At 71.7% G+C, this 25,849-nt stretch carries 28 protein-coding genes; 16 read left to right on the plus strand and 12 right to left on the minus strand.

Features of this window, described 5'->3' with window-relative positions; translation table 11 throughout:
* Nucleotides 1–17: 17 nt before the first annotated feature.
* Nucleotides 18–1,541: a pyruvate kinase gene (locus ACF3NH_RS00160; protein ID WP_422921436.1), complete on the minus strand. Its 1,524-nt coding sequence runs from the start codon at nt 1,539–1,541 to the stop codon at nt 18–20.
* A 106-nt stretch (nt 1,542–1,647) separates the two neighbouring features.
* On the minus strand, nt 1,648–2,061 hold the full coding sequence (locus tag ACF3NH_RS00165; RefSeq protein ID WP_198364510.1) for a rhodanese-like domain-containing protein: 414 nt from the start codon (nt 2,059–2,061) through the stop codon (nt 1,648–1,650).
* 150 nt (nt 2,062–2,211) lie between these two features.
* Between ACF3NH_RS00165 and parA the strand changes: the two genes are divergently transcribed.
* Genes parA through ACF3NH_RS00180 form a run of 3 tightly spaced genes read left to right on the plus strand, consistent with a single transcriptional unit; the run spans nt 2,212 to nt 3,751 of the window.
* The gene (gene parA, locus ACF3NH_RS00170; protein ID WP_198364509.1) at nt 2,212–2,862 is read left to right on the plus strand and encodes a ParA family partition ATPase; all 651 of its coding nucleotides are present in this window, start codon (nt 2,212–2,214) and stop codon (nt 2,860–2,862) included.
* A gap of 8 nt (nt 2,863–2,870) precedes the next feature.
* Nucleotides 2,871–3,326 carry a CopD family protein gene (locus tag ACF3NH_RS00175; protein ID WP_422921437.1) on the plus strand — a complete coding sequence of 152 codons (456 nt, stop codon included), beginning with the start codon at nt 2,871–2,873 and terminating at the stop codon, nt 3,324–3,326.
* The gene (locus ACF3NH_RS00180) at nt 3,323–3,751 is read left to right on the plus strand and encodes a GNAT family N-acetyltransferase (RefSeq protein WP_198364508.1); all 429 of its coding nucleotides are present in this window, start codon (nt 3,323–3,325) and stop codon (nt 3,749–3,751) included. The genes ACF3NH_RS00175 and ACF3NH_RS00180 overlap by 4 nt, the downstream gene beginning before the upstream one ends.
* On the opposite strand, the gene ACF3NH_RS00185 is transcribed toward ACF3NH_RS00180, so the two are convergent.
* A complete protein-coding gene (locus tag ACF3NH_RS00185; protein ID WP_422921438.1) occupies nt 3,715–4,749 on the minus strand; it encodes a DMT family transporter in 1,035 nt (344 codons plus the stop codon). The genes ACF3NH_RS00180 and ACF3NH_RS00185 overlap by 37 nt on opposite strands.
* Nucleotides 4,750–4,790: 41 nt before the next feature.
* On the opposite strand from ACF3NH_RS00185, the gene ACF3NH_RS00190 reads away from it, so the two are divergent.
* The 5 genes from ACF3NH_RS00190 to glgX all read left to right on the plus strand — a co-directional run bounded on the left by ACF3NH_RS00190 (nt 4,791) and on the right by glgX (nt 10,456).
* Nucleotides 4,791–5,435, plus strand: a complete 645-nt coding sequence (locus tag ACF3NH_RS00190; RefSeq protein ID WP_422921439.1) for an NUDIX domain-containing protein — start codon at nt 4,791–4,793, stop codon at nt 5,433–5,435.
* A complete protein-coding gene (locus tag ACF3NH_RS00195) occupies nt 5,432–6,148 on the plus strand; it encodes an alanyl-tRNA editing protein (RefSeq protein ID WP_422921440.1) in 717 nt (238 codons plus the stop codon). Before ACF3NH_RS00190 ends, ACF3NH_RS00195 begins: the two co-directional genes overlap by 4 nt.
* A gap of 17 nt (nt 6,149–6,165) precedes the next feature.
* The gene (locus ACF3NH_RS00200; RefSeq protein ID WP_422924689.1) at nt 6,166–7,008 is read left to right on the plus strand and encodes a sulfurtransferase; all 843 of its coding nucleotides are present in this window, start codon (nt 6,166–6,168) and stop codon (nt 7,006–7,008) included.
* Nucleotides 7,008–8,216, plus strand: a complete 1,209-nt coding sequence (gene metC / locus ACF3NH_RS00205; RefSeq protein ID WP_198364504.1) for a cystathionine beta-lyase — start codon at nt 7,008–7,010, stop codon at nt 8,214–8,216. Before ACF3NH_RS00200 ends, metC begins: the two co-directional genes overlap by 1 nt.
* An 83-nt stretch (nt 8,217–8,299) precedes the next feature.
* Entirely contained in the window at nt 8,300–10,456 is a 2,157-nt protein-coding gene (gene glgX, locus ACF3NH_RS00210) for a glycogen debranching protein GlgX (protein WP_198364503.1), read from the plus strand.
* A 12-nt stretch (nt 10,457–10,468) separates the two neighbouring features.
* Here glgX and ACF3NH_RS00215 read toward each other — a convergent pair whose 3' ends face one another.
* The gene (locus ACF3NH_RS00215) at nt 10,469–10,969 is read right to left on the minus strand and encodes a Fur family transcriptional regulator (protein ID WP_198364502.1); all 501 of its coding nucleotides are present in this window, start codon (nt 10,967–10,969) and stop codon (nt 10,469–10,471) included.
* A gap of 64 nt (nt 10,970–11,033) precedes the next feature.
* Here ACF3NH_RS00215 and hisI point away from each other — a divergent pair, with 64 nt between their 5' ends.
* From hisI to ACF3NH_RS00235, 4 genes are all read left to right on the plus strand, one after another.
* Entirely contained in the window at nt 11,034–11,441 is a 408-nt protein-coding gene (gene hisI, locus ACF3NH_RS00220) for a phosphoribosyl-AMP cyclohydrolase (RefSeq protein WP_198364501.1), read from the plus strand.
* A complete protein-coding gene (locus ACF3NH_RS00225) occupies nt 11,431–12,513 on the plus strand; it encodes a CobW family GTP-binding protein (protein ID WP_422921441.1) in 1,083 nt (360 codons plus the stop codon). Before hisI ends, ACF3NH_RS00225 begins: the two co-directional genes overlap by 11 nt.
* Nucleotides 12,514–12,634: 121 nt before the next feature.
* Nucleotides 12,635–13,285, plus strand: coding sequence for a GOLPH3/VPS74 family protein (locus tag ACF3NH_RS00230; protein ID WP_198364499.1), 651 nt, complete (start codon nt 12,635–12,637; stop codon nt 13,283–13,285).
* Between the two features lie 7 nt (nt 13,286–13,292).
* Complete coding sequence (locus tag ACF3NH_RS00235) at nt 13,293–14,000, plus strand: SDR family oxidoreductase (RefSeq protein WP_422921442.1); 708 nt, start codon at nt 13,293–13,295, stop codon at nt 13,998–14,000.
* A gap of 12 nt (nt 14,001–14,012) precedes the next feature.
* On the opposite strand, the gene ACF3NH_RS00240 is transcribed toward ACF3NH_RS00235, so the two are convergent.
* Together ACF3NH_RS00240 and ACF3NH_RS00245 are read right to left on the minus strand one after the other, a co-directional pair.
* Entirely contained in the window at nt 14,013–14,999 is a 987-nt protein-coding gene (locus ACF3NH_RS00240; protein ID WP_198364497.1) for a Bug family tripartite tricarboxylate transporter substrate binding protein, read from the minus strand.
* Nucleotides 15,000–15,069: 70 nt separating this feature from the next.
* Nucleotides 15,070–15,543, minus strand: coding sequence for an META domain-containing protein (locus tag ACF3NH_RS00245; RefSeq protein WP_422921443.1), 474 nt, complete (start codon nt 15,541–15,543; stop codon nt 15,070–15,072).
* Between the two features lie 125 nt (nt 15,544–15,668).
* Between ACF3NH_RS00245 and ACF3NH_RS00250 the strand changes: the two genes are divergently transcribed.
* From ACF3NH_RS00250 to ACF3NH_RS00265, 4 genes are read left to right on the plus strand one after another with little or no spacing between them, the layout of a single operon-like run.
* Nucleotides 15,669–16,283, plus strand: coding sequence for a GNAT family N-acetyltransferase (locus ACF3NH_RS00250; protein ID WP_198364495.1), 615 nt, complete (start codon nt 15,669–15,671; stop codon nt 16,281–16,283).
* Nucleotides 16,280–17,167 carry a carbon-nitrogen hydrolase family protein gene (locus tag ACF3NH_RS00255; RefSeq protein WP_422921444.1) on the plus strand — a complete coding sequence of 296 codons (888 nt, stop codon included), beginning with the start codon at nt 16,280–16,282 and terminating at the stop codon, nt 17,165–17,167. The genes ACF3NH_RS00250 and ACF3NH_RS00255 overlap by 4 nt, the downstream gene beginning before the upstream one ends.
* The gene (gene lpxB, locus ACF3NH_RS00260) at nt 17,164–18,342 is read left to right on the plus strand and encodes a lipid-A-disaccharide synthase (protein WP_422921445.1); all 1,179 of its coding nucleotides are present in this window, start codon (nt 17,164–17,166) and stop codon (nt 18,340–18,342) included. Before ACF3NH_RS00255 ends, lpxB begins: the two co-directional genes overlap by 4 nt.
* A 52-nt stretch (nt 18,343–18,394) precedes the next feature.
* Entirely contained in the window at nt 18,395–18,820 is a 426-nt protein-coding gene (locus tag ACF3NH_RS00265; RefSeq protein WP_198364492.1) for an acyl-CoA thioesterase, read from the plus strand.
* A gap of 27 nt (nt 18,821–18,847) precedes the next feature.
* On the opposite strand, the gene ACF3NH_RS00270 is transcribed toward ACF3NH_RS00265, so the two are convergent.
* From ACF3NH_RS00270 to ACF3NH_RS00295, 6 genes are read right to left on the minus strand one after another with little or no spacing between them, the layout of a single operon-like run.
* Nucleotides 18,848–19,912: an ABC transporter ATP-binding protein gene (locus ACF3NH_RS00270; RefSeq protein WP_198364491.1), complete on the minus strand. Its 1,065-nt coding sequence runs from the start codon at nt 19,910–19,912 to the stop codon at nt 18,848–18,850.
* Nucleotides 19,909–20,910 carry an ABC transporter ATP-binding protein gene (locus ACF3NH_RS00275; RefSeq protein WP_422921446.1) on the minus strand — a complete coding sequence of 334 codons (1,002 nt, stop codon included), beginning with the start codon at nt 20,908–20,910 and terminating at the stop codon, nt 19,909–19,911. The genes ACF3NH_RS00270 and ACF3NH_RS00275 overlap by 4 nt, the downstream gene beginning before the upstream one ends.
* Nucleotides 20,910–22,343: an amidohydrolase family protein gene (locus tag ACF3NH_RS00280; RefSeq protein ID WP_422921447.1), complete on the minus strand. Its 1,434-nt coding sequence runs from the start codon at nt 22,341–22,343 to the stop codon at nt 20,910–20,912. The genes ACF3NH_RS00275 and ACF3NH_RS00280 overlap by 1 nt, the downstream gene beginning before the upstream one ends.
* A 17-nt stretch (nt 22,344–22,360) precedes the next feature.
* Nucleotides 22,361–23,986 (minus strand): ABC transporter substrate-binding protein, encoded by a 1,626-nt coding sequence (locus ACF3NH_RS00285; protein WP_232476784.1) that lies wholly within the window; start codon nt 23,984–23,986, stop codon nt 22,361–22,363.
* A 23-nt stretch (nt 23,987–24,009) separates the two neighbouring features.
* Complete coding sequence (locus ACF3NH_RS00290) at nt 24,010–24,909, minus strand: ABC transporter permease (RefSeq protein ID WP_422921448.1); 900 nt, start codon at nt 24,907–24,909, stop codon at nt 24,010–24,012.
* Complete coding sequence (locus tag ACF3NH_RS00295; RefSeq protein ID WP_198364487.1) at nt 24,906–25,847, minus strand: ABC transporter permease; 942 nt, start codon at nt 25,845–25,847, stop codon at nt 24,906–24,908. The genes ACF3NH_RS00290 and ACF3NH_RS00295 overlap by 4 nt, the downstream gene beginning before the upstream one ends.
* Between the last annotated feature and the right edge of the window lie 2 nt (nt 25,848–25,849).

Genomic DNA, 25,849 nt, shown 5'->3' on the forward strand with positions numbered 1-25,849 from the left:
TCCCGCGGCTCCGCTTCTTACCAGCTGGTCAGGCGGCGGAGCTGCGGGGTCTTCTTGCGCTGATGCTCGCCCATGCGGCGCAGCAGGACGTCGAGCGCGTCGATCGCCGCGAAGAGATGCGGCCCCTTGTTCAGCATGATGCATTCCGCCCGCGCCGCCATGGCAGCGTCGGTCATCTCCCCGCGCACCGGCTTGCCGTTCTTCACCAGGCTCTCCAGCACCTGCGTCGCCCAGATCACCGGGATATGCGCCGCCTCGCCGAGCCAGAGGATCTCCTCCTGCATTTCGGCCATCCGCTCGAAGCCGATCTCCACGGCAAGATCGCCGCGCGCGATCATGATCGCCGTCGGCTGCTGCGCCGCGGCCCGCATCACGATCTCCGGCAGGGCCCGGACGGCTCGCGTCGTCTCCACCTTGAGTACCAGCGAGAGGGTGCGCCAGTCCTCCGGGCGCCGCGCCGCCAGCTCCTGCTGCAGCAGGCGCACATCCTCGCCCGACTGCACGAAGGAATAGCCGATACCGTCCGCATGGCGGGCGACGACGTCGAGGTCCTCATGGTCCTTGGCGCTCAGGGCGGCGCAGCGCAGCGCGGTATCTGGGAAATTGAGCCCCTTCTCCTCCTTCAGCTTCGCCCCGTCCTCCGGCACATGGGTGACGCGGGCGACCAGCCCCCAGGGCTCGGTCCGCTCCACCACGGCGCCGATCTTGCCGTCATCGACGAACACCCGCTGGCCGGGCTCGACCATGCCGACCGCCTCGGCGAGGCTGCACTCGGCGGCGAAGTCGGTGAAGTCCAGCGGCAGGTCGTCCAGCCCGCCGGGCGGGACGACGGCCAGTAGCGCGCCGAGCCGCACGCGCCTGTCCTCCTTCGGCAGGCGCAGCACCCCGGTGCGGATCTTGGGGCCGGCCAGATCCATCAGCACCCGCATCCGATGTCCGGTCACCGCCTCAGCGTTGCGCACGTGGCCGATCATGCGGAGCCAGGCGGCCGCGTCGTCATGCGCGCAGTTGATGCGCACTGCCTCCACCCCGCGCCGCGCCAGGGCCAGCAGGAAGTCGGGCGCCTCGGCCGCTTCGGAGGGGCAGGTGACGAGCAGGCCGACCGGGCGCTGCGGCGTGGCCTCACCCAGGATCTGCGCGGTGTGCCGGGCGAGCGCCTTCTCCCCGGCGAAGAAGTCCTCAATGCTCGGCCGGGTGGGCTGCGGCAGGCCGGCAAGCACGGCGAGCGTCGCCCGCACCGCCTGCAGGCTCGGCACCACCCGGCTCTCCAGCCGGCCCAGCGAGGACAGGCCGAGCGGCATCAACGCCCGCTGCAACGGCCGCAGATCACGCCGGCGCAGCGCCAGGTAGCGGGCCAGGTTTCGCGCCCCCGGAATGACCTCCGCGCGCGGGCCGGACAGGGCCCAGGCCTCGCCGGTGGCGGAGGCCTCTTCCTCCAGCGCCGTCATCAGCCGCGCCAGCACCGCATGCAGGGCTGCGGGCCCGGGCGCGGCCTCCAGCCCTTCCAGCACGTGTTCACCGACACCCGGTATCGTATCCATGGCCTCTCTTCCTCTTCCGCCCTGGCGGCGGCATAGCTCAGGTGCGGAAGCTAGGCGGAAGCGCGGGTGCCGGGGGTGAAACTGGCATGACGTCGGCGCGGGTGGCTCAACGCTGGCGCCAGGGCAGGCCCTCCGCCTTCCAGCCCGCCACCATGCCGCGATGACCCTCGGCATCCGGTGGCCCCTCGAAGCCGTCCGCGACGTTGAAGGACTGGGCGAAGCCGGCCGCCCGGGCCGCCTGCGCAGCGGCCAGGCTGCGGGCCCCCGAGCGGCAGAGGAAGTAGAGCTTGTTCAGCGGCGTCAGCCCGGCCTTGCGCAGATGCTCGGCGAAGGCGGTGTTGACCTGCATCGACGGATAGAGCTGCCAGGGGATCAGCACCGGCTGCTTCCCTGCCTCCGACAGGTCGGCCAGCCCGACGAAGGTCCATTCCGCGTCGGTCCGCACATCCACCAGCATGGCCTCCGGATCGTCGTGCAGGGCCTCGTAGCTGGCCCGGGGGGTCACGTCCTCGATCGTCATTGCCGCAAGCCTCCAAACGGTTCGCCCGAAGTGTGGGGTGCCGCGGGCACCGCGTCCATGCCGGCGCCCCGCTTTCGGCGGCGGCGGATCGCTGGCCGCCGGGCCGCATCGCGGGCAGGATGGCGGCGGCACAGTGAGGGGAATCACGCCATGGCCTTCGTGGTGACGGTCGCGCAGCGCAAGGGCGGTGCCGGGAAGTCCACCCTGGCGGCGACGCTGGCCACCACCCTGGCGCGGGAAGGCGCCCGGGTGGCGCTGCTCGACACCGATCCGCAGCAGAGCCTGGCCCGCTGGCACCAGGAGCGCCAGGGCCGCGCCGAGGCGGCGCCGCTGGCCTTCGAGGCGCCGTCCGGCTGGCGCGTGCCGGCGACGCTCGACCGGATGAAGGCGGAGAGCGAGGTTCTGATCCTGGACACGCCGCCGCATGCCGACACCGATGCCCGGATCGCCATGCGCGCGGCGGATCTGGTCCTGGTGCCGCTGCAGCCCTCGCCGGCCGACCTCTGGGCCATGCAGGGCACGCTCGACCTCGCCGCCGCGGAGGGCCGGCGCGCCCTGCTGGTGCTCAACCGGGTGCCGTCCAGCGGCCGGCTGCGGGATGAGGTCATCGCCCAGATCCGGGCCCGCGGCCTGCCGCTGCTGGAGCCCGCGCTGGGCAACCGGACCGCCTTCGCCAGCGCCTTCGCCCAGGGGCTGGGGGTGGCGGAGGCGGCGCCCCGTGGTACGGCGGCCACGGAGGCGCGGGCGGTGACCCGCGCCGTCCTGCGCGCCGCGCAGGAGCGGGACGGGAAGGGACGATGATGACGGGAATGACGCTGATCTACGTGCTGCACCTGCTGGGTGCCGTGCTCTGGGTGGGGGGCATGGCCTTCGCCATCCTGGCGCTGCGGCCGAGCCTGACCGGGTTGCCGGGGCCGCAGCGGCTGCAGGTGCTCGCCGGCACCCACCGGCGCTTCTTCCTGGTGGTCTGGCATGCCATGCCGGTCATGCTGGCCACCGGCTATGCGCTGCTCTTCGGCTGGTATGGCGGCTTCGCCGGCACCGGCTGGCATGTGCACGTCATGCACCTGACGGGATTGCTGATGTCCGCGGTCTTCCTGGCGGTCTTCTTCGGTCCCTGGAAGGCGATGCGGACGGCCCTGGCCGAAAGGCGTGACGAGGCCGCCGCCCTGGCCGCCGACAAGGTCCGCAAGCTGGTCACGGCCAATCTTGCGCTGGGCCTGCTGACGGTGGTGGTGGCCGGCTGGGGGCGCTTCGGCGGATGAGCGGGCTGGAGATCGCCGAGCCCGGCGGGCCGGAGGAGCGGGCTGTCCTGGCCGGCCTGCTCGAGCATCGCGCCGGCGCCCTGCCGGAGCGGGCCGATGCCCGGGAACGGGCGCCTCTCTGCCTGGTCTGGCGCGGCGCGGATGGCGCCGTCCAGGCCGGGCTCGTGGCGGAGTACGCGCTGGACTGGCTCTATGTGGACAAGCTCTGGGTCGATGCCGGGCTGCGCGGCCAGGGCATCGGCCGCCGCCTCCTGGCCGCCGCCGAGGACTGGACGCGGGCGCGGGGTGGTGTCGGCGTGCACCTGCACAGCAGCAGCTTCCAGGCGCCGGACTTCTACCGCGGCCTGGGCTATGCCGAGATCGGCCGGCTGGAAGGCCGGCCGGCCGGTCACGACCGTTTCTGGTTCGCCAAGCGGCTGGCCTGAGGCGGGTTGGCCGCCCCCGCGGCCTGGGCGCGGGCGGCGGGCAGCACGCGGGTCTCGCGGTGCCAGATATAGAGGCCGGAGGCAATGAGCACGGCGATTCCCGCCAGATCCAGCGCCACCGGCCACTCCCCCCAGAAGAACAGGCCGAAGCTCATCGTCCAGAGGATGCCGGAATACTCGAAGGGCGCGACCAGCGTGGTCTCGCCGCCGCGATAGGCCGCCGTCATGAGCAGTTGCGCCAGGGCGGAGATCAGCCCGACCGCCGCCAGAAGGGCCCATTGCGTCGCATCCGGCCAGACCCAGCCCGGTATCGCCGCGGCACCGCCCACCAGCGTGCCGCCGAGCGCGAACCACAGCACGATGGTGGCCCCGGATTCCCCGTTCGCCCCCATGCGGCGGATGGTGATCATGGCCAGCGCCCAGGCCACCGCCCCCGCCAGCACGGCCAGCATCGGCAGCGCCGTCTCCCCCGTCCCCGGACCCGTGCCCGAGCCTGGGCGGATGATGAGCAGCACGCCGAGGAAGCCGACCGCCACGGCGCTGGCGCGCCGCCAGCCCACCTTCTCGCCGAGCAGCGGGATGGACAGCGCGGTGAGGAAGAGCGGCATGGTGAAGCCGAGTGCCGTCACGGTGGCCAGCGGCAGGTGCATGTAGCCGTAGAAGCTGCCGAACATGCCGATCAAGCCATAGAAGATGCGCTGGGCATGGGACCAGGGCCGACGCGTGGCCAGCAGCCCGAACCCCCTCGGCCCGCCCGCCGGCGCGGTGGCCATGGCCAGCAGGAAGAGCGGCGGGATGGCGAAGAGATTGCGGAACAGGATGACCTGCATCACCGGGATCGCGCCCTGCAGGGCCTTCACGGCGACGGCGGCGAGCGCGAAGGTCGCGGCCGCGCCCAGCACGCTGAGGATGGCGCGGCGGCGGGCGGCCATCAGCCCGCGTTGCGCTTCGGCGCCGGGCGGGTTCCCGGCGGGGCATGGTTCTGCTGTGCTGCTCATGTGTTTACGGCGTTTCCCCGCGAGGCTAGGCTGCCCGCCGCATGAAGGCCAGACCGCCGAAGGCGCCGCCGGTGCCGGCGCACCCGCTCTATATCCCCGAAAGCGACGAGGTTGTCTGGTCCGGGCGCTTCGCCCTGCAGATCGTCCGCTTCCGCTATCGCCGCTCCGACGGCACGCCCTCCGCCCTGCTGACCTGGGAGATGTGGCGGCGCGGCCAGGGCGTGGTGCTGCTGCCCTACGACCCCTGGAGCGGGCGCGTCGCGCTGATCGAGCAGTTCCGCCTGCCGGCGCTGGCGGCGGGCGAGGAGCCGATGATGATCGAATGCCCCGCCGGGCTGCTGGAGGCCGGCGAGGACCCGGCCGCGGCCGGCCGGCGCGAGGTGGTCGAGGAGACCGGCTTCGCCCCCGACCGCATCGAGAAGATCGGCGAGTTCATGCTGATGCAGGGCGGCTGCGACGAGCGCATGCACTTCTACTGCGGCCGCTGCCCGCTGCCGGAGCCCGGCCTCGCAGGCACGCGCGGGCTGGAGAGCGAGGGCGAGGAGACGCGCGTCCTCGTCCTGCCGCTGGAGCAGGCGCTGGCGATGCTGGCGCGCGGCGAGATCCGCAACGTCACCGCCGCCCTCTGCCTGATGTGGCTGCAGATCAACGCGCCCCGCCTGACCGAGGAATGGACCGCCCGATGACCGAACTGCTGTTCCGCGAGACCCCCTATGCGCGGGACTGCGCCGCCCGCGTGCTCGCCGCCGGCCCGGAGGGCGTCGTGCTGGACCGGACCGTGTTCTATGCCCAGGGCGGCGGTCAGCCGGGCGATGTCGGGCGGCTCGCCTGGGCGGGCGGCACGATGGCGGTGGCCAATGCGGTGAAGGGGCCTGAGGGCACCGTGCTGCACCTGCCGGCCGAGGGCGCCGACCTGCCCGCCCCCGGGACCGAGGTGACCGTCGCGCTGGACTGGGGCCGCCGCCACCGGCTGATGCGGATGCACACCAGCCTGCACCTGCTCTGCAGCCTGATCCCCGGCGCCGGCGTCACCGGCGGGCAAATCGGGGTGGAGAGGTCGCGCCTCGATTTCGACCTGGCGGAGCCGCCGACGAAGGAATGGCTGAGCGAGCGGCTGACGGCCCTGGCCGCCGCCGACCACGCGGTGAGCGAGCGCTGGATCAGCGATGCCGAGCTGGAGGCCAATCCCTCGCTGGTGCGCACCCTCTCGGTGCAGCCGCCGCGCGGCTCGGGGCGGGTGCGGCTGGTCTGCATCGGCGATCCGGCGGCGCCGGTGGACCTGCAGCCCTGCGGCGGCACGCATGTCGCCCGCACCGGCGAGATCGGGCCGGTCACCGTCAGCAAGCTCGAGAACAAGGGCAGGCAGAACCGGCGTGTCTATCTGACGCTGGAAGGATGACCCTGGGAGTGACCGTCATGCAGGATCTGGTTTCCACGGAATGGCTGGCCGCCGAGCTGGGCGCGCCGGATCTCCTGGTCTTCGACGCCACCAAGTACCTGCCGAACGAGCCGAAGGACGGGCTGGCCGAGTTCGAGCGGGCGCATCTGCCGGGCGCCGGCTTCTTCGACATCGACGCCGTGGCCGATCCCGAGACCGACCTGCCGCACATGGCGCCGACGCCGGGCCGCGCCGCGCGCCAGTTCGGCGCCCTCGGCATCGGCAATGACAGCCGCGTCGTCTTCTACGACCAGAAGGGGCTGGCCTCGGCGGCGCGCGGCTGGTGGCTGCTGCGCCTCTTCGGGCACGAGAAGGTGGCGGTGCTGGATGGCGGCCTGCCGAAATGGCTGGCCGAGGGCCGCGCGACCGAGAGCGGCCCCGCCCGCGCCCGCCCGGCGCAGGCCTTCCGGCCCGACCTCATCGCCCGCCGCCTCGCCGGCATCGGCGACGTGAAGCGGGCCATCGCCGAGCGCTCGGCGCTGATCCTCGATGCACGGCCGAAGGGCCGCTTCGACGGCACGGCGCCCGAGCCGCGCCCCGGCCTGCCCTCCGGGCACATGCCCGGCGCCGCCAGCGTGCCGGCCAGCGAGATGCTGGCCGCCGACCAGACCATGCTGCCGCCCGAGGCGCTGCGCGCCCGCTTCGCCGCCGCCGGGGCGGATGGCGGCCGGCCGCTCGTCACCTCCTGCGGCACCGGCGTCACCGCCTGCATCCTGGCGCTCGGCCTGGTCCGCGCCGGCCTGCCGGAGCCGGCCGTCTATGACGGCTCCTGGACCGAATGGGCCGCCCGGCCCGAGACCCCCAAAGAGACCACCCGCTGATGCCCCACGACCTGCCGCCGAAGGCCCGCCCCTACGGTCTCGCCACACGCCTCTCGCATGAGGGCCGCGCCGGCACCCGCGCGCATGGCTTCGTCAACCCGCCGGTCCATCGGGGCTCGACGGTGCTCTACCCCTCCTGCGCCGAGCGCGGCACGCTGAACGCCCGCGCGCTCGAGCAGGTGATGACCTACGGCACCGCCGGGGGGCCGACGCATTACGCCCTGGAGGACATGATCGCCGGCATCGAGGGCGGCAGCCGCGCGCTCATCCTCGGCACCGGCCTCGCCGCCTGCACCCTGCCGCTGATGGCCTATCTGAAGTCCGGCGAGCATTGCCTGATCCCGGATTCGGTCTACGGCCCCACGCGGCGCATCGCGAACGGGATGCTGAAGCGCTTCGGCATCGAGACCACCTATTACGATCCGGCGATCACGCCTGAGGACCTGCGCGCGCTGATCCGGCCCGAGACCCGCGTTCTCTACACGGAGAGCCCGGGCAGCCACACCTTCGAGATGCAGGACATCCCGGCGCTCGCCGCGGTGGCGCACGACCACGGCATCAAGGTGCTGATGGACAACACCTGGGGCATCCACCACTTCCAGCCCTTCACCAAGGGCGTCGATGTCTCGATCCAGGCGCTGACCAAGTATGTCGGCGGTCATTCCGACGTGCTGCTGGGCAGCGTCACGGTCAACAGCGAGGCGGACTGGGCGATCGTCGCCAATGCCGCGCGCGAGATCGGCCACTATGCCAGCCCCGACGATTGCTGGCTGGCGCTGCGCGGGCTGCGCACCATGGCGGTGCGGCTGCGCCACCAGCAGGAGGCGGGGCTCGCCGTGGCGCGCTGGTTCGAGGGCCGGCCCGAGGTCGCCCGCGTGCTGCATCCGGCCCTGCCCAGCCACCCGCAGCACGCCCTGTGGCAGCGCGACTTCACCGGGGCCTGCTCGCTCTTCGGTGTGGTCTTCCAGCCGCGCTACAGCGCCGCGGAGATCGACGCCATGGTGGACGGGCTGAAGCTCTTCGGCATCGGCGCCTCCTGGGGCGGCTATGAGAGCCTGGCGCTGCCGACCACCAACTACATCACCCGCACCGCGACCAGCCTCGGCGTGCTGGAAGGACCGACGGTGCGCTTCCACATCGGGCTCGAGGAGGTGGGCGACCTGATCGCCGACCTCTCGGCCGGGCTCGACAGCCTGCCGCGACGCTGACGGGAGCGCCCGGCCGGCGGGCGGGCGGCAACTTCGCGGCCTCTCGCGCGTCTTAACCCCGCGCTCTCACCGAGGGGTCCACAGTGCCGCCTGCCATCAACAAGTCCCGCATCACCGAAGGCCGTCCCAATCCGCTGGGGGCGAGCTGGACCGGGCTGGGGGTGAACTTCGCCCTCTTCTCCGCCCATGCGACGAAGGTCGAGCTCTGCCTGTTCGACGACAAGGGGGAGACCGAGCTGGAGCGGATCGAGCTGCCGGAATACACCAACGAGGTGTTCCACGGCTTCCTGCCCGACGCGCGTCCCGGCACCATCTACGGCTATCGCGTGCACGGGCCCTACGAGCCCGAGCAGGGGCACCGCTTCAACCCCAACAAGCTGGTGCTGGATCCTTATGCCCTGTCCCACGTGGGCGAGCTGAAGTGGGACCACGCGCTGTTCGGCTACACCATCGGGCACGAGGCGGAGGATCTCTCCTTCGACGAGCGCGACAGCGCCCCCTTCATGCCGAAGTGCCGCGTGGTGGACCCGGCCTTCACCTGGGGCGACGACCGGCGGCCGCGCATCCCCTGGGAGCGCACCATCGTCTATGAGACCCATGTCAAGGGCATCACCAAGCGCCACCCGCTGATCCCGCCCGAGCGCCAGGGGACCTATTCCGCCCTGTCGAGCCGGGAGATGATCCGGCACATCAAGTCGCTCGGCGTGACGGCGGTCGAGCTGCTGCCGATCCACTTCTTCATCAACGACGACTACCTGCTGGACAAGGGCCTGACCAACTACTGGGGCTACAACTCCATCGGCTTCTTCGCCCCGGCCCGGCGCTATGCCCGCAACCAGGACTTCGCCTTCGCCGAGTTCAAAGAGATGGTGGCCCGGCTGCACGATGCCGGGCTCGAGGTCATCATGGACGTGGTCTACAACCACACGGCCGAGGGCAATGAGCGGGGCGCGACGCTCTCCTTCAAGGGCATCGACAACGCCAGCTACTACCGCCTGCTGCCCGACCAGAAGCGCTACTACATCAACGATACCGGCACCGGGAACACGGTGAACCTGTCGCATCCGCGCGTGCTGCAGATGGTGATGGACAGCCTGCGCTACTGGGTGAACGAGATGCATGTCGACGGCTTCCGCTTCGACCTCGGCACCATCCTGGCGCGCGAGCCGCACGGTTTCGACGACCAGTCCGCCTTCCTCAAGGCCTGCCAGCAGGACCCGGTGCTGGCCGATGTCAAGCTGATCGCCGAGCCCTGGGACATCGGCCCCGGCGGCTACCAGGTCGGCAATTTCGCGCCCGGCTGGGCGGAATGGAACGACAAGTACCGCGACACGGTGCGCGCCTTCTGGGTGGGCGAGGAGGGCAAGGCCGCCGATCTCGGCAACCGCCTCTCCGGCTCGGCCGATCTGTTCAACCATCATGGCCGCCGCCCCTGGGCCAGCATCAACTTCCTGGCGGCGCATGACGGCTTCACGCTGAACGACCTCGTCACCTACAACGAGAAGCACAACGAGGCGAACGGCGAGGAGAACCGGGACGGCCATTCGCACAACTACTCCTACAATTACGGCGTCGAGGGCCCGACCGACGACCCCGAGATCAACGCCGTGCGCGAGCGGCAGATCCGCAACATGCTGGCCACGCTCTACCTCAGCCAGGGCACGCCGATGCTGCTCGCCGGCGACGAGTTCGGCCGCACCCAGCAGGGCAACAACAACGCCTATTGCCAGGACAACGAGATTTCCTGGCTGAACTGGGATCTCGACGAGAAGGGCGAGCGGCTGGTCGCCTTCACCCGCCGCCTGGCGCGGCTCCGCAACCGCTTCCCCGTGCTGCGCCGCGCGCGCTTCCTCTCGGGCGAGTTCGACGAGGCGAGCGGGGTCAAGGGCCTGTCCTGGTACAAGCCCTCGGGCGAGGAGATGGACGCCGCCGACTGGGACGATCCCAACACCCGCTGCTTCGCCCGCGTCTTCGACGGGCGGGCGCAGGAGAGCAACATCCGCGTCGCCGGTCACGACCAGACGCTGCTGCTGGTCCTGAACGCCTATCACGACGCGGTGGACTTCACCCTGCCCGCGATCGCCGACGGCAAGGCCTGGGTCCGGCTGCTCGACACCAATATCTTCGGCACCGAGACCGACCACGAGGACAGCTTCGACATCGGCGAGACCTACACCGTCACCGGACGTTCGCTGCTGCTCTTCTACCTGAGGACCGAGAAGGGCGAGGAAGGCAACTGAGGCCGGAGGGCCTCACCCCGCCGGCGCCGCCTCGGTGCAGCGGGCGCAGAGGCCTTCCACCTCCACTGTCGCATTCGCCACCTGGAAGCCGACGCGCCGCGCCGCATCGGCCAGGGCGTGCGCCACGGCATGGTCGCTGAGCTCGACCGTGGCGCCGCAGGTGCGGCAGATCAGGAACTGCGGCGGGTGCTGGTGGTGCCCGTGGTCATGCTCCGCCTCGACGCAGCCGACGAAGGCGTTCAGCCGCTCCACCTTGTGGATCAGCCCCTGCTCCAGCAGGAAATCGAGCGCGCGATAGACGGTGGGCGGCGCGGCGCCCGGGCGCTGGGCCTTCAGCCTGTCCAGCAGCGCATAGGCGCCGAGCGGCTGCTCGGCCTCCAGTACCAGCGCCAGCACCTGCCGCCGCAATTCCGTCAGTTGCGCCCCGGCCCGGAGGCAGCGCGCCTCGGCCGCCGCCAGGGCGCGTTGCATGGCGGTATTCATCTCCGTCGCGCCGCCCTGCCCTGTCGCCATCGGCCCTCTCCTCCTGCTGTCTGAGGTTATATAGTAACGGCAGCAGTCCTGAGGAGCCGCCCCCATGCCGGTCACCGATTCCGCCGCCCGCGCCCGCTTCCTGGCCGCGCTCCGCTTCAACGAGGCGGGGCTGGTCCCGGCCATCGCCCAGGCGCATGACACCGGCGAGGTGCTGATGCTGGCCTGGATGAACGCCGAGGCGGTCGAGGAGACGCTGGCCAGCGGACGTGTGGTCTATTTCAGCCGCAGCCGCAACGCGCTTTGGCGCAAGGGCGAGAGTTCCGGCCAGACCCAGCGCCTCGTCGAGCTGCGGCTGGACTGCGACGGCGATGCCCTGCTCGCCCTCGTGGAGCAGGAGGGGGTCGCCTGCCACACCGGGCGGCGGTCCTGCTTCTACCAGGCGCTGCGCGAGGGCGAGATGGTGGCGATCAGCGCGCCCGAGGTCGATCCGGCGGTGCTCTATGGCCGCTGAGGCGACGCGCTTTCCCCTGCCGGTCACGCTGCTGACCGGCTTCCTCGGCGCCGGCAAGACCACGCTGCTGAACCACCTGCTGCGCCAGCCGGAAATGGCCGGCACCGCGGTGCTGATCAACGAGTTCGGCGAAGTCGGGCTGGACCACCTGCTGGTCGAGACGCTGGACCGGGAGGCGGTGCTGCTGCAGGCGGGCTGCCTCTGCTGCACCATCCGCGGCGATCTCTCGGCGGCGCTGGCGCGGCTGGCGGACCGCGCCGAAGCCGGCGCGCCGCTGCGGCGCGTGCTGATCGAGACCACGGGCCTCGCCGATCCGCTGCCGATCCTGCAGACGCTGATGGCCGATCCCGCCATCCAGCGGCATTTCGTGCTCGATGGCGTGGTGACGCTGGTCGACGCGGTGAACGGCCTGGCCACGCTGGAGCGGCAGCCCGAGGCCGCGCGGCAGGTTTCGGTGGCCGACCGGCTGCTCATCAGCAAGGCCGAGCTGGCCTCCGGAGACGGACTGGACAGGCTGCGCGCGAGGCTGCGCGCGCTCAATCCCGGCGCCGTGCCGCTGCCGGTGCGGGACGGCGCGCTGGACGCCGCCGCGCTGCTTCGCCTCGGCCCCTTCGATCCTGCCCTCGCCACTCCGCCCCGCGCCTGGCTCGACGCCGCCGCCTGGGCCGGGGCGGAGCATGCCGGGCACGGGCATGGGCACGGGCACGGGCATGGCCACCACCATCACGGGCACGACCCCAACCGCCATGGCGACGAGATCCACAGCTTCTGCCTGCAATACGACCAGCCCCTGCCCTGGGAGGGCCTGGCCACCTGGCTGGAGATGCTGAGCGTCACGCGGGGCGAGGCCGTTCTGCGGGTCAAGGGCATCCTGGACCTGCGGGGCCAGGAGCGGCCGGTGGTCATCCATGGCGTGCAGTCCGTCTGGCACCGGCCCAGGACACTGGCGGCCTGGCCCGTCGGGATGCCGCGCCGCTCCCTCCTCGTCTTCATCCTGCGCGGCCTGCCGCGGCGGGTGATCGAGGACGGCCTCGCCGCCTTTTGCGCGGCGGCCGGACCGGACCCCGCCTAGGATCGGCGGTCACCTCGCGGGCCCTTGACGTCGCCACCCAGCCGAGGCCGCCTGCGGGCAACTTTCGTCCCCGGCCCGGCCTTAGCTTCGCGTAAGCTGGGCCAGAACCGGAGTTGCCGCCATGCGCCTGACCATGCCGGAGGAGATCCTTCTCCTCATGCTCGACGACGAAACCGGGCGTTTGATCGACCGCGCCGCCCCTTCCGGGGATTACGCCCTGGTCGGCGCCATCCTGGCCGAGCTGGCGCTGCAGGAGCGCATCCGCACGGCGCCGGCGCGGCTGACCATCGCCAATCCAGCCCCCCTCGGCGACGAGGTGCTGGACGAGGTGCTGGGCCGCATCCAGGCCGAGGCGGAGCCGCAGGACAGCCGCTGGTGGATCGAGACCCTGGCCAAGGATGCCGACCGCTTCCGGGACGCCTATTTCGACCGCCTGGTGCGGCGCGGCATCCTGAAGATGGAGGAAGGCCGCTTCCTCTGGATCTTCGCCGAGCGGCGCTATCCGCTGATCTCCGACAAGGAGGAGCGCGAGGTGAAGGGCCGGGTGATGGCGGTGATCTTCAACGACGCCGTGCCGGAGCCGCATGATTCCCTGCTGATTGGCCTGACGCGGGCCGCCGGCCTCTTTCCCCTCCTGCTGGCGCCGGCCGAGCTGGAGCGGGCGCAGCCCCGCATCGACCAGGTGGCGGACATGCAGGAGCTGAACCGCAGCCTGCTGGAGGCGGTGCGCGACATCTTCACCGAGGTGGCCCGCTACGCCCCGCTGATGTGAGGGACGCATGAGCATGGACCGGGAATCTCCCGTCGCCCTGGTCAGCGGCGGCGCGCATGGCATCGGTGCCGGCATCGCGGCCCGCCTGCGGCGGGATGGCTGGCGGGTTGTCACCGCCGATCTCCGGCCCGGCGAGGCCGGCACCCGCCATGTCCTCGCCGATGTCGCCGACGAGGCGACGGTGACGGGCCTGCTGAACGGCGTGGCGGAGCGGGAGCGCCGCCTCGACGCGCTGGTCTGCAATGCCGGCATCATGGTGCGCCGCCCGCTGGCCGAGCTCACCCTGGAGGCCTGGCGGAAGGTGCTCGACACCAACCTCACCAGCGCCTTCCTGCTGGCGCGCGCCGCCGAGCCCCTGCTGCGGGCCAGCCGTGGCAGCATCGTCACCATCGCCTCGACACGGGCGCACATGTCCGAGCCGGATACGGAATCCTATTCGGCCAGCAAGGGCGGGCTGATGGCGCTCACCCATGCCCTCGCCGTCAGCCTCGGCCCGGCGGTGCGGGTGAACTGCGTCAGCCCCGGCTGGATCGACGTGTCGGGCGAGGCGCTGCGCCCCGAGGACCATGCCCAGCACCCGGCCGGACGGGTCGGCCGGGTGGAGGACATCGCCGGCCTCGTCGCCTGGCTGGTGGGGCCGGAGGCCGGCTTCGTCACCGGCGGCGAGTTCATCGCCGACGGCGGCATGACGCGGAAGATGATCTACGCCGAGTGAGGCCTCGCCGGCTCAGTCGGCCTTCAGCCCCAGGTCGCGGGCCGCCTGGCTGAGCCGGGGCACGTCCCGCGCCAGGAAGGCGTCCAGCTCGGCGGCCGGCAGGTCGGAGACGGTGACGCCCTGCTCGGTCAGCCGCACGCGCAGCCGCGGGTCGCGGCGCCCGGTCTCCATGGCGTCGCGAAGCCGGGCGAGGATCGGCGCCGGCACCCTGGACTGGGTGAAGAGGCCCATCCACAGGCTGAAGTCGTAATCCGCCACCCCGGCCTCCTGCATGGTCGGCACATCGGGCAGCTGGACGGCGCGTTGGGCGGAGGTCACGGCGAGGGCCCGGACCGCGCCGGCGCGGATATGCGGCACGGCGGTCGGCAGGCTGTCGAAGGAGAAGTCGGTCTCGCCCGCGATCAGCGCCGTCATCGCCGGCGCGCTGCCGCGATAGGGGACATGGATGGTCCGCATCCCCGCCTGCCGGTTCAGCAGCTCGGCGGTGAAATGGCTGGAGGAGCCGGAGCCGAAGGAGCCGAAGGTGAGCTGGTCCGGCTTCGCCCGGGCCATCGCCACCAGCTCGGCCACGCTGCGGATATCGTGCTTCTTCGGATTGACCAGCAGCACGTTGGGCAGCGAGCCGATCAGCCCCAGCGCCGCCAGGTCCTTCATCGGGTCGAGCTTCGCCTCCGGATAGATGACCGGGTTGATGGCATGGGTGGCGACGGTGCCGTGGAACAGGGTGTAGCCGTCCGGCTCGGCCTGGATGGCGGCGGCCATGCCGATATTCCCCCCCGCGCCGGGGCGGTTCTCGATCACCACCGGGCGGCCCAGCGGCCCGCTCATCGCCTCGGCCATGAGGCGGGAGGCGATGTCGGTGATGCCCCCCGGCGTGAAGGGGACGATCAGCCGCAGGGGCCGGTCGGGCCACTCCGCGGCGCGCAGGGTGGCAGGCGCCGCAAGCAGGCCGGAGGCCAGCAGCGGCAGGTGGCGGCGGGTGATGCGAAGGCGTTTCATGCGCTCTCTCTAAGCCAGGCGGAGCCTGGGTGGCGAGCCCAGGTGGCGAGCCCGGGCGGCCGGGCCCGTCCTACCGCTTCGTCGCCTCCTCCAGGACGGCGAGCGGCGCGCCGGCGGCATCCAGCAGGGTCAGCCGGCGTCCGGCGATACGATAGGCGGCCGTGGCCTCCAGCGCCGCCAGGAAGCGCGTCTCCGTCCGGCCCGCCGCCGGGTCGAGGCAGGCCATGCGGGTGGCGGCGAGCGGGCCGAGCGTCAGCCGGCCGCCCTGGCGGCGAAAGGCGCCGGTGAAGCGGTTGCAGCCGCCCGATCCGCTGGCCCGCCCCGTCCGGGCGTCGAGATGCAGGGAGGCCTCGCGCTGCCCGGGTCCCGTCGCCACCGGCTCGTCCCCCAGGCGGACCAGGCGCCAGTCCAGGCTCTCCGGCTCCTGATCGGGGCCGGCCGGGCCGGCGGGCGTCTCCGCCCCGGGCGCGGCGCAGGCCGGGACCAGGCCGGCGAGCCCGGCCAGGGCGATGGCGCGCGTCAGGGCCTCGCGTCGTGGGAGCATGGCTTTCTCCTTCTCGCCGTGTCTCCGCCCAGGCTAGCCGCGCCCCCCCGCTTGTCGAGGGCCCGGCCTGGCCGCCCTGCCCGCCGGCACGTGACCCGGCGGCGCTTCCGGCCTATCTGGAAGCCATGCGACCTTCGACCCTCCGCTTCAGGACCCTGCATGGCGCCGATCTGCGGCCCTGGCTGCCGGAGCTCGGCCGCCTGCGCATCGCCGTCTTCCGCGACTGGCCCTATCTCTACGAGGGCGACGAGGCCCATGAGGCGAAGTATCTGCGCGGCTATGCCGAAACGCCCGGCGCGGCGGTGATCGTGGCCTTCGACGGCGAGCAGCCGGTCGGCGCCGCCACCTGCGAACCCCTGGCCGGTACGCACGGGCCGGTGCGCGACACCTTCCTGGCGGCCGGCCTCGACCCGGCGCGCTTCTGCTACTTCGGCGAGAGCGTCCTGCTGCCCGCCTGGCGCGGCCAGGGCGCGGGGCTGCGTTTCTTCGCGCTGCGCGAGGCGCAGGCCGCGCGCCTGGGCGCCGATTTCGCCACCTTCTGCGCCGTGCGACGCGATCCGGCCGATCCGCGCCGCCCCGCCGCCTATGTCCCGCTCGACGGCTTCTGGCGCCGGCGCGGCTACACGCCCTACCCCGCCCTCACCTGCCGCATGACGTGGCGCGAGCCCGGCGGCGCGGCGGAGATCCCGCATGAGCTGAGCTTCTGGATGAAGCCGATCGCCGGAGCGCCCCTGCCATGACCGCCCTTCGCCTCGCCCTGATGCAGTATCCGGTGGAGCGGCCGGACAGTGTCGCGAGCTGGGGCGCCAAGCTCGACCGCTGGCTGGCCGAGGCCCGCGACCAGGGTGCCGGTCTCGCCATGCTGCCGGAATATGCCTGCGTCGAGCTGGGCTCCGCCCTGGCCGGCAGGGCGCCGGCCGGGGAGGCGGAGGAGCTGGCCGCCATGGTCGAGGCCGCGCCGCGGATCCTGGACCGCATGCGCGAGGCGGCCATGGCCGCCGGCCTGTGGCTGCTGCCGGGCACCCTGCCCCAGCGCGACGCCGACGGCGCCGTCCGCAACCGCGCGCCCCTGATCGCGCCCGACGGCCGCCTGGCCTTCCAGGACAAGCACGCCATGACCCGCTTCGAGGCGGAGCGCTGGGGCGTCACGGCCGGCGCGCCACCGCGCGTCTTCGACACCCCCTGGGGCCGGATCGGCATCTCCATCTGCTACGACAGCGAGTTCCCCGACCACGTCCGCGCACAGGTCGAGGCCGGCGCCTGGCTGATCCTCGCCCCCTCCTGCACCGACACGCCGCACGGCTTCAACCGGGTCCGGGTCTCCGCCGCCGCGCGCGCGCTGGAGAACCAGTGCTTCGTCGCGGTCAGCCCGACGGTGGGCGAGGCGCCATGGTCGGCGGCGCTCGACCGCAACCGAGGCCGTGCCGCCGTCCTCGGCCCGATCGACCGCGGCTTCCCGGAGGATGGCGTGATCGCCGAGGGGGTGCCGGACAGGCCGCAATGGCTGCTGGCCGATCTCGACCCGGCGCGGATCGCGACCGTGCGGCGCGAGGGGGCGGTGTTCAACCACCGCGACTGGCCCGCGGGCCGCTTCCCCGCCGCCACGCCGGCCGCCTTCGCGTGACGCTGGTCTATCTGGTCGCCGGCGAGGCCTCCGGCGACATGCTGGGCGCCCGGCTGGTCGCGGCGCTGCGCCGCCGCCGGCCGGATCTCGCCTTCGCCGGCGTGGGGGGCGAGCGCATGTCGGAGCAGGGCGTGCCCAGCCTCTTCCCGATGCGCGAACTGGCGCTGATGGGGCTGATGGAGGTGCTGCCCAACCTGCGCCGGCTCGCCCGGCGCCTCGACGAGACGGTGGCCGACATCCGGGCGCGCCGCCCGGCGCTCGTCGTCACCATCGACAGTCCGGGCTTCACCCTGCGCGTGGCGCGGCGGGTGAAGCCGCTGGGCTTCCCCGTGCTGCATTATGTCGCGCCGCAGGTCTGGGCCTGGCGGCCGGGGCGGGTGAAGCGCATCGCGCACGAGGTGGACCGCATCCTCGCCCTGCTGCCCTTCGAGCCGCCCTTCTTCGAGAAGGCCGGCATCCCCGTCACCTTCGTCGGCCACTCCATCCTGGAATCGGGCGCCGACCGGGGCGATGCGGCGCGCTTCCGCGCCGCGCACGGGCTCTCGCCGGAGGACCGCGTCCTGCTGGTCATGCCCGGCAGCCGCCGCAGCGAGACCGGGCGGCTGCTGCCGGTCTTCGGCGAGGCCCTGGCCCGTACCGCCGCGGCCGTGCCGCGCCTTCGCCCCGTCGTGCCGCTGGCCGGGCCGGTGGAGGAGGAGGTGCGGGCGGTGACGGCGCGCTGGTCCCCGGCCCCCCTGCTGCTCCGGGGGGTCGCGGAGAAGTACGACGCCTTCGCCGCCGCCCGGGAGAGCGAGGGGGCCGGGCTGATCAAGTCGGGCACCTCCTCGCTGGAGGTGGCGCTGGCGGGCGTGCCGATGGCGGTGGGCTACCGGGTCAACCCGGTCTCGGCGATGATCGCGCGGCGGCTGCTGAAGGTGCGCTTCGTCAGCATCGTCAACCTGCTGGCCGATGCCGAGATCGTGCCCGAGTATCTGCAGGAACGATGCACGCCGGCGCTGCTCTCGGCCGCGCTGATCCGCCTGCTGACCGACCCCGCCGCCGCCGCCGCGCAGCGCGACCGCTTCCGCCACCTGCTGGACCGGTTGCGCCCGCCCGAGGGGCTGCCGAGCGAGGCCGCCGCCGGCGCGGTGCTGCGCATGCTGGAGGAAGGCCGGACCCTTCCGGCAGGGGGCTGACAGCGCCACGCCAGCGCCGCATGCTGCGCCCCCCGCGACACAGGGAGACCCCATGCCCAACGACACCCGGCTGAAGCAGCGCGCGACCTACGGCTTCTGGACCGCCGAGCGCGTGCGCTTCGGCGACACCGACCGGCTCGGGCATGTCAACAATGCCGTCTACTCGACCTATTTCGAAACCGCCCGGGTGGAGTTGATGGACCAGTTGATCCGCGGGCCGGAGAGCTACTTCGTCATCGCCCGCATGGCCATCGACTTCACCGCCGAGCTGCGCGAGCTGGGTCCGATCGAGATCGGCACCGCCATCACCGGCATCGGCCGCTCCTCCTTCACCACCGGCCAGGCGGTCTTCCAGGGCGCGCTCTGCGCCGCGACCGGCGAAGGCACGGTGGTGCTGATCGACGCCGCGACACGCCGCGCGACACCGCTGCCGGAGGAGATGCGGGCCAGGCTGGAGGCGCTGATGCCGCCGGCCTGATCCCGCTGACCCGAGCCCTCCGCCGGCTCAGGCCGCCGCCTTGCGCCGCGCTGCGTCGTAGAGCGCGAGGCGTTTCGCCGCCGCCTCGGTGAGGCCGCCGGAATAGTCGAGGCCGGGATCCGGCAGGGATTCCGCGAAATGGCAGGCCACCTGCTGCCCCTGCAGATCCCGCAGCGCCGGAACCTCGCTGCGGCAGCGATCCTGCGCGAAGGGGCAACGGGTGTGGAACCGGCAGCCCGGCGGCACCGCCATCGGGCTCGGCACGTCGCCGCCGAGCGGCGTCACGCGGCCGCGCCGCGACGGATCGGGGTGCGGGATGGCGGCCAGCAGCGCCCGGGTATAGGGATGCCGCGGCCTGGCGAAGAGGGCGCGCTTCTCGCCGACTTCCATCACCGCACCGAGATACATCACCGCGATGCGGTCGGCCATGTGCTTCACCACGGCGAGATCGTGCGCGATGAAGAGGTAGGAGAGGCCGAGCCGGGCCTGCAGATCCTTCATCAGGTTGACGACCTGCGCCTGGATCGAGACATCCAGCGCGGAGACCGGCTCGTCGCAGACGACGAGGTCGGGCTCCACCGCCAGGGCGCGCGCGATGCCGATGCGCTGGCGCTGCCCGCCGGAGAATTCGTGCGGATAGCGGTCGGCGTGGAAGGGCCGCAGCCCGACCAGGGCGAGCAGTTCCTGCACCTTGGCGCGGCGGCTGGCCTCGTTGCCAATGCCGTGCACCGCCATCGGCTCGGCGATGGCGTCACCCACCGTCAGGCGCGGATTGAGGCTGGCATAGGGGTCCTGAAACACGATCTGCATGCGCCGCCGGAGCGCGCGCATGGCACCGCCATCGACCTTCGTGACGTCCTGGCCGTCGAAACGGATGCGGCCGGCGGAGGGCTCGATGAGGCGCAGCACCAGCCGCGCCGTGGTCGACTTGCCGCAGCCGGATTCGCCCACCAGCGCCAGGGTCTCGCCCCGGTTCAGGGTGAAGGAGACACCGTCCACGGCCCGCACCGCGCCGACCTGCTTCTGCAGCAGCAGGCCCTTCTTCACCGGATAGTGCTTGGCGAGGCCATCCACCTCGAGAAGCGCGCTCATGCCGCCGTCTCCAGGGCCAGGGACTCCTCGACCGGCGCGCGCAGGCAGGCCACCTCGTGGCCCGGGGCGACCTCCCGCAGCAGCGGCATCTCCGTCCGGCAGGGCGCGATGGCGAAGGGGCAGCGCGGGTTGAAGCGGCAGCCCTCGGGGAAGGCGAAGGGCGGTGGCACGGCGCCGTCGATGGCGAGCAGCCGCTCGCGCTCCTCGTCCAGGCGCGGCACGGACCCCAGCAGGCCCAGCGTATAGGGATGCTGCGGGTCCTCGAAGAGCGCGCGCGCGGCGGTGCGCTCGACGACGCGGCCGGCATACATCACCGCGACCTCGTCGGCCATCTCGGCGACGACGCCGAGATCGTGGGTGATCAGGATGATCGACATGCCGGTGTCCTGCTGCAACTCGCGCAGCAGGTCGAGGATCTGCGCCTGCACCGTGACGTCGAGCGCGGTGGTCGGCTCATCGGCGATCAGCAGGCGGGGCCGGCAGGCCAGCGCCATGGCGATCATCACGCGCTGCCGCATGCCGCCCGAGAGCTGATGCGGATACTCGTCGAAGCGCCGCTCCGGCGAGGGGATGCGGACACGCTTCAGCGCGGCGATGGCCTGCTCCTTCAGGCTGGCCGCGTTGTCCTTCGGCGCGTGCACGCGCATCGCCTCGACCAGCTGCCGGCCCACGCTGTGCACCGGGTTGAGGCTGGTCATCGGTTCCTGGAAGATCATGGCGATCTGCCCGCCGCGCACCTGCCGCATCTCGGCGGTGGACAGATCGAGCAGGTTTCGATTCTCCAGGAGCACACGACCTTCCGTGGTCCGGCCGGGCGGCGGCACCAGCCGCATGATGGAGAGTGAGAGCATCGACTTGCCGCAACCGCTCTCGCCGACGATGCCGAGGGTGCGGCCGCGCGGCACGGAGAGATCGACCCCGTCCACCGCGCGCACCAGGCCGGAGGAGGTCTTGAAGACGGTGCGAAGGCCTTCGATTCGCAGGAGATCCGGTTGCATCAGGCCCATCGGAAAGTGGGAGGGGAAATCTTCTCGGCCGAACGGTGCGCCCAGTCCATCCGCGGCGTCCGTTCAATGATCCGCTTCTGCGCCTCATGCAGATGCGCGGCGGCGCCTTCGTAATCCATGGTCAGAACCTTGCCGTCCCGCACCACCGCCTCGCCATCGACATGCACGGCACGGATGGCGCGGTCGCCGGCGGCGTAGATCAGGCTGCGCATCGGGTCGCGCGCCGGGCGCATCATCGGGTGGGTGACATCGACCATGACGAAATCGGCGCGGCATCCCGCGGCCAGCCGGCCGATATCCTCGCGTCCCAGGGCCGTTGCGCCGCCGATGGTGGCGGCATCGAACAGATCCGTCGAGCTGAGGCTGCGCGGATCGCCCGACTGGGTGCGCGCGATGTAGGAGACCAGCCGCAGTTCGTCGAGCATGTTGTGCGGATAGGTGTCGGTGCCGATGCCCATGTTCACGCCGCGCTTGCGGTAGCGGCCGAAATGCTGCAGCGAGATGCCGCGCCGGGCGAAGACCGTCGGGCAATGCGCCACGGTGGTGCCGGTGGCCGCCAGCCGGTCGAGGTCGTTCTCGGTGTGCCAGCGGGTGCTCGGATGGTCGTCGAGGAAGATGCCGTGACCGATGATCGAGCGGTCCGACAGCAGGCCCTGGCTGTCCAGCCAGCCGATCGGCGTCAGCCCGTGGCGGCGGGTGATCTCGTGGAACTCGACCACCGACTGCGCCGCGTGAATCTGCCAGGCCACGCCGCGCGCCCGGGCCTCCTGGAAGCTCTCGCGCAGCAGCGTCTCGGAGCAGGTGTCGATCTGCGCCGGCACCACCATGCCGAACAGCCGGCCGGAGGGGTGCTGCGCGGCGCGCTCGATCAGCCCCAGCGCCTCGCCCATCGCCTTCTCGCCGGCCGCCTCGTCCCATTCATACTCGACGACATGGCCGTTCCGGGTGAACCAGCGGGCGGAGCGGAACATCGGCGCGATGCAGACCCGCATGCCGCTCTCGCCCAGCAGGTCGAGCCAGCCGGGATGCGCCATGGACAGGTCGGCCACCGTGGTCACGCCGGAGAGCAGCAGTTCCGACAGCGCCACGCGGACGCAGGACGGCACGGCCTCCGCGTCGGCGCGGAAGATCGGCAGATACTCGTAGAGGGAGGAATTGTAGAGCCCCGGCGTGCCGATCTCGTCGATCAGCCCCTTGTTCATCGGCTCCGAGGAGGGGTGGCAGTGGATGTTCACCAGGCCGGGCATGACCATTATGCCGCGGCCGTCGATCACCTCATCGGCCGGGCCATCATAGCCACGGCCGACAAAGGTGATCTGGCCGTCGCGATAGGCCACCTCCGCATCCGTCAGGTAGGTGTGCTGCCGCGCCGAGGCATCCCAGGCGATGACGAGGTCGGCGTCGCGGATGACGGTGGTGGTCATCGGTCCTTTTCCTTCGCTCAGCGGGTCAGGCGGATGTCGAGGCCCTTGTAGAGGGCGACACCGTAGATCCCGTGCGGACGCACGCCCTCGACCCGCGGGCCGGAGACCACCCAGAGCGGCTGGCGGATCAGCGGCAGCCAGGGGCTGGCTTCGGCCAGTTGCTCCTGGACCGTGCCGATCGCCTGAGCGCGGTCGGCCGGCTCGAGCGCGGTCTTGGCCGCGTTGATCAGATTGTCGGTCTTCTCGTCCTTCCAGTTCATGCGGTTCGGCGTCGGCGTGTTGGTGCTCGGGAAGTAGAGCGCCAGCGCGTCCGTCGCCGAGGCATAGGGGTAGGACATGATGAAGGCGTCGAACTCCTGCGTCGCCAGCTTGCCCCAGGCCACCGTGGCATCCCAGAGCTGGATCCGCATCTCGACGCCGATGCGGCGCAGATCCGCCTGGATCGCCTGCGTCATGCCGTTGTTGTAGGTCTGCTGGATGCCGTAGATCAGGAAGCTGGCCCGCTGCCCGTCCTTGACGCGGATGCCGTCGCTGCCCGGCTTCCACCCCGCCTCGTCCAGCAGCTTACGTGCCGCGTCGGGATCATGCGACGGCATGGCCTTGGCCGCCTGGGCGCTGGCGTCCAGCGCGTTGGGGTTGATGTAGGCATCCGCCACCTCGCCGGCGCCGAACCAGACCGCCTTGTTGATGGCCTCCTTGTTGACCGCCATGTTGATGGCGCGGCGCACCACCGGGTCGTTCATGACCGGCTTGTCGACCTTGAAGCCGACGAAGTTGTCGTAGAAGTAGTTCGGCTGCTGCACCAGCTTGAGCGTCGGGATGCGCTTCAGCCCGTCCAGCGCGAAGTACGGGATCCACTGCGTCACGTCGCCCTGGCCGGACTGGACCGCCGCCAGACGGGTGTTCGCCTCCGGGATGACACGCAGCGAGATGCGGTCCACCTGCGGCGAGGGGTTCTTGTAGATCGGCGGCCCCCAGTTGTAGGCCGGGTTCTTGGTCAGCACCATTTCCTGCCGCGGCGCCCAGCTGGCCCAGCAGTAGGGGCCGACGCCGTTGAAGCCCTGCACGCCGAAGTTGTCGCCGAGCTTCTCGACCGTCGCCTGGTCGACCATGCCGGCGAAGTACTGCGCCAGCTGCAGCAGCAGCTCGCTATACGGCGCGGTCAGCTCGTACTCCACCGTGTGGTCATCGACCGCGCGCACCTCCTTCACCGGTCCGGCGCGCCACTTGACCGGGCTGCGCGTGGCCGGGTCGATCCAGCGATTGATGCTGTAGACCACGTCCTTCGCCGTGAAGGGCTTGCCGTCGCAGAACTTGACGCCCTGCTTCAGCTTGAAGGTGTAGGTCTTGCCGTCCTCGCTGACCGTCCAGCTCTCGGCAAGGCCGGGGCGGACGGTCTTCTGGTCCCAGTCCATCGAGACCAGCGTGTCGGTCAGCAGGAACAGCGCCTCGCCGGCCGCGGTCGCGGTGGTGCGGTGCGGGTCGTAGCGGTCGGCGTCGATCTCGCGCAGCACGACCAGCGTGCCCTTCGGCGCCATCTGCGCCGTGGCCTGGCCGGCGGGGAGCATCCCCGCCAGGGAGAGCATGGTGCCACCGAGCAGGGCGGCGGCGCGGCGTCGGCCGGCCATGAGGACACTGGACATTCTTGGCCCTTTCTCGAGGAGGTCTAGACGCGCAGGCGCGGGTCGAGCGCATCGCGCAGCGCATCGCCCAGCAGGTTGAAGGTCAGCACCACGACGAAGATCACGACGCAGGGCAGCACGGCGATATGCGGCGCGAAGAACAGGAAGCTCCGCCCTTCGGAGGCCATGGCGCCCAGCTCCGCCACGGGCGGCTGCGCGCCGAGGCCGAGGAAGGAGAGCGCCGAGCCCAGCAGGATCACCTGGCCGAAGCGCAGCGTGGCGAAGACGAAGATCGGCGAGAGGCAGTTGGGCGCCAGATGCCGCAGGATCAGCCGCCCATCCCCCATGCCGGTGGCCCGCGCCGCCTCGATGTAGTCCTGCCGCATCACCACGAGCGCGTTGCCGCGCACGATGCGCGCCATCAGCGGCACGGTGGCGACCGAGAGCGCCAGGATCACCGCCGGGATGCCCGGGCCGAAGATCGCCGCGATGGCGAGGCCGAAGAGGATGGCGGGGAAGGAGAGCAGCACGTCCATCAGCCGCATCAGCAGCCCGTCGATCCGCCTGTAGTAGGCGGAGGCGAAGCCGATGATCGCGCCGGCCACGCCGCCCAGGAGCACCGAGGCGCCGCCCATCAGCAGCGTGGCCCGCAACCCGTAGAGCAGGCGGGTGATCATGTCCCGCCCCTGGCTGTCGGCGCCCAGCAGCAGGCCCGGCGCGCCCGGTGCGGTCATCGCCGAGGCCAGGTCGTTGTCGAAGGGATCGGTGGGCGCCAGCACCGGCGCCAACGCGGCGGCCAGGATCAGCAGCACCGCGACGATCAGGGACACCGCCGCCACCGGCTCGCGCAGCAGCCGGCTCAACGTGCCCGGCCGCTTCGGCGTGCCGGGGGCGACCGGTGTGGCGGCCGCCGCGGCCGTGGAGTTCACGCTCGCCATGCTCATGCCCCCCGCATGCGCGGATCGAGCGCGGCATAGAGCACATCGACCAGGAGATTGATCAGGATGAAGCCGAGGGAGAGCACGATGATGGTCCCCTGCGCCATCGGGAAGTCGGAGGAGAGGATGGCGCCCACCGCCAGCCGGCCGACGCCGGGCCAGGAGAAGACGGTCTCGGTCACCACCGCGCCGCCGAGCAGGAAGCCGATCTGCAACCCGATCAGCGTCACCACCGGGATCAGCGCGTTGCGCAGCGCGTGGTGCAGCACCACGGCACCCTCCCCGAGGCCCTTGGCCCGGGCGGTGCGGACATGCTCGGCGCCCAGCACCTCAAGCACGGCCGTGCGCGTCATGCGGGCCACGGGGGCGATGAAGACGCCGCCCAGCGTCAGCGCCGGCAGCGCCACCGCCTGCCAGCCCTCGAGGGTCCAGAGCGGGCCGCCGCGCCCGGTGAAGGGCAGCAGCTGCCACTGGAAGCCAACCAGCCAGATCAGCATCAATCCCAGGAAGAAGACCGGCACGGAGCCGCCCGCCACCGACAGGGCGGTGACGAAACGGTCGAGCAGCGAGCCGCGCCAATAGGCGCCGATGGTGCCGAGCGCGATGCCGATCGGGATCGACCAGAAGAGCGAGGCGAACATCAGCTCGAGCGTCGGGCCGATGGTGGCGCCCAGCTCCTGCGTCACCGGGACATTGTTGATGATGGAGACACCGAAGTCGCCCTGCAGCAGCCGCCAGAGATAGATGCCGAACTGCACGTAGAGCGGCTGGTCCAGGCCGAGATCGCGGCGGATCTCCGCGATCAGCTCGGCCGTGGCCGTGGGACCGGCCCGCACCGTCGCCGGGTCGGTCGGCACCACCTGCATCAGAAGGAAGCCGATGAGCAGCACGCCGAAGAGAACCGGCACCGCCATCAGAAGGCGTTGAAGCGCGTGACGCAGCATCG

Origin of the sequence: Pseudoroseomonas sp. WGS1072 (genome assembly GCF_049340465.1) — a bacterium.
Taxonomy (GTDB): Bacteria; Pseudomonadota; Alphaproteobacteria; order Acetobacterales; family Acetobacteraceae; genus Pseudoroseomonas.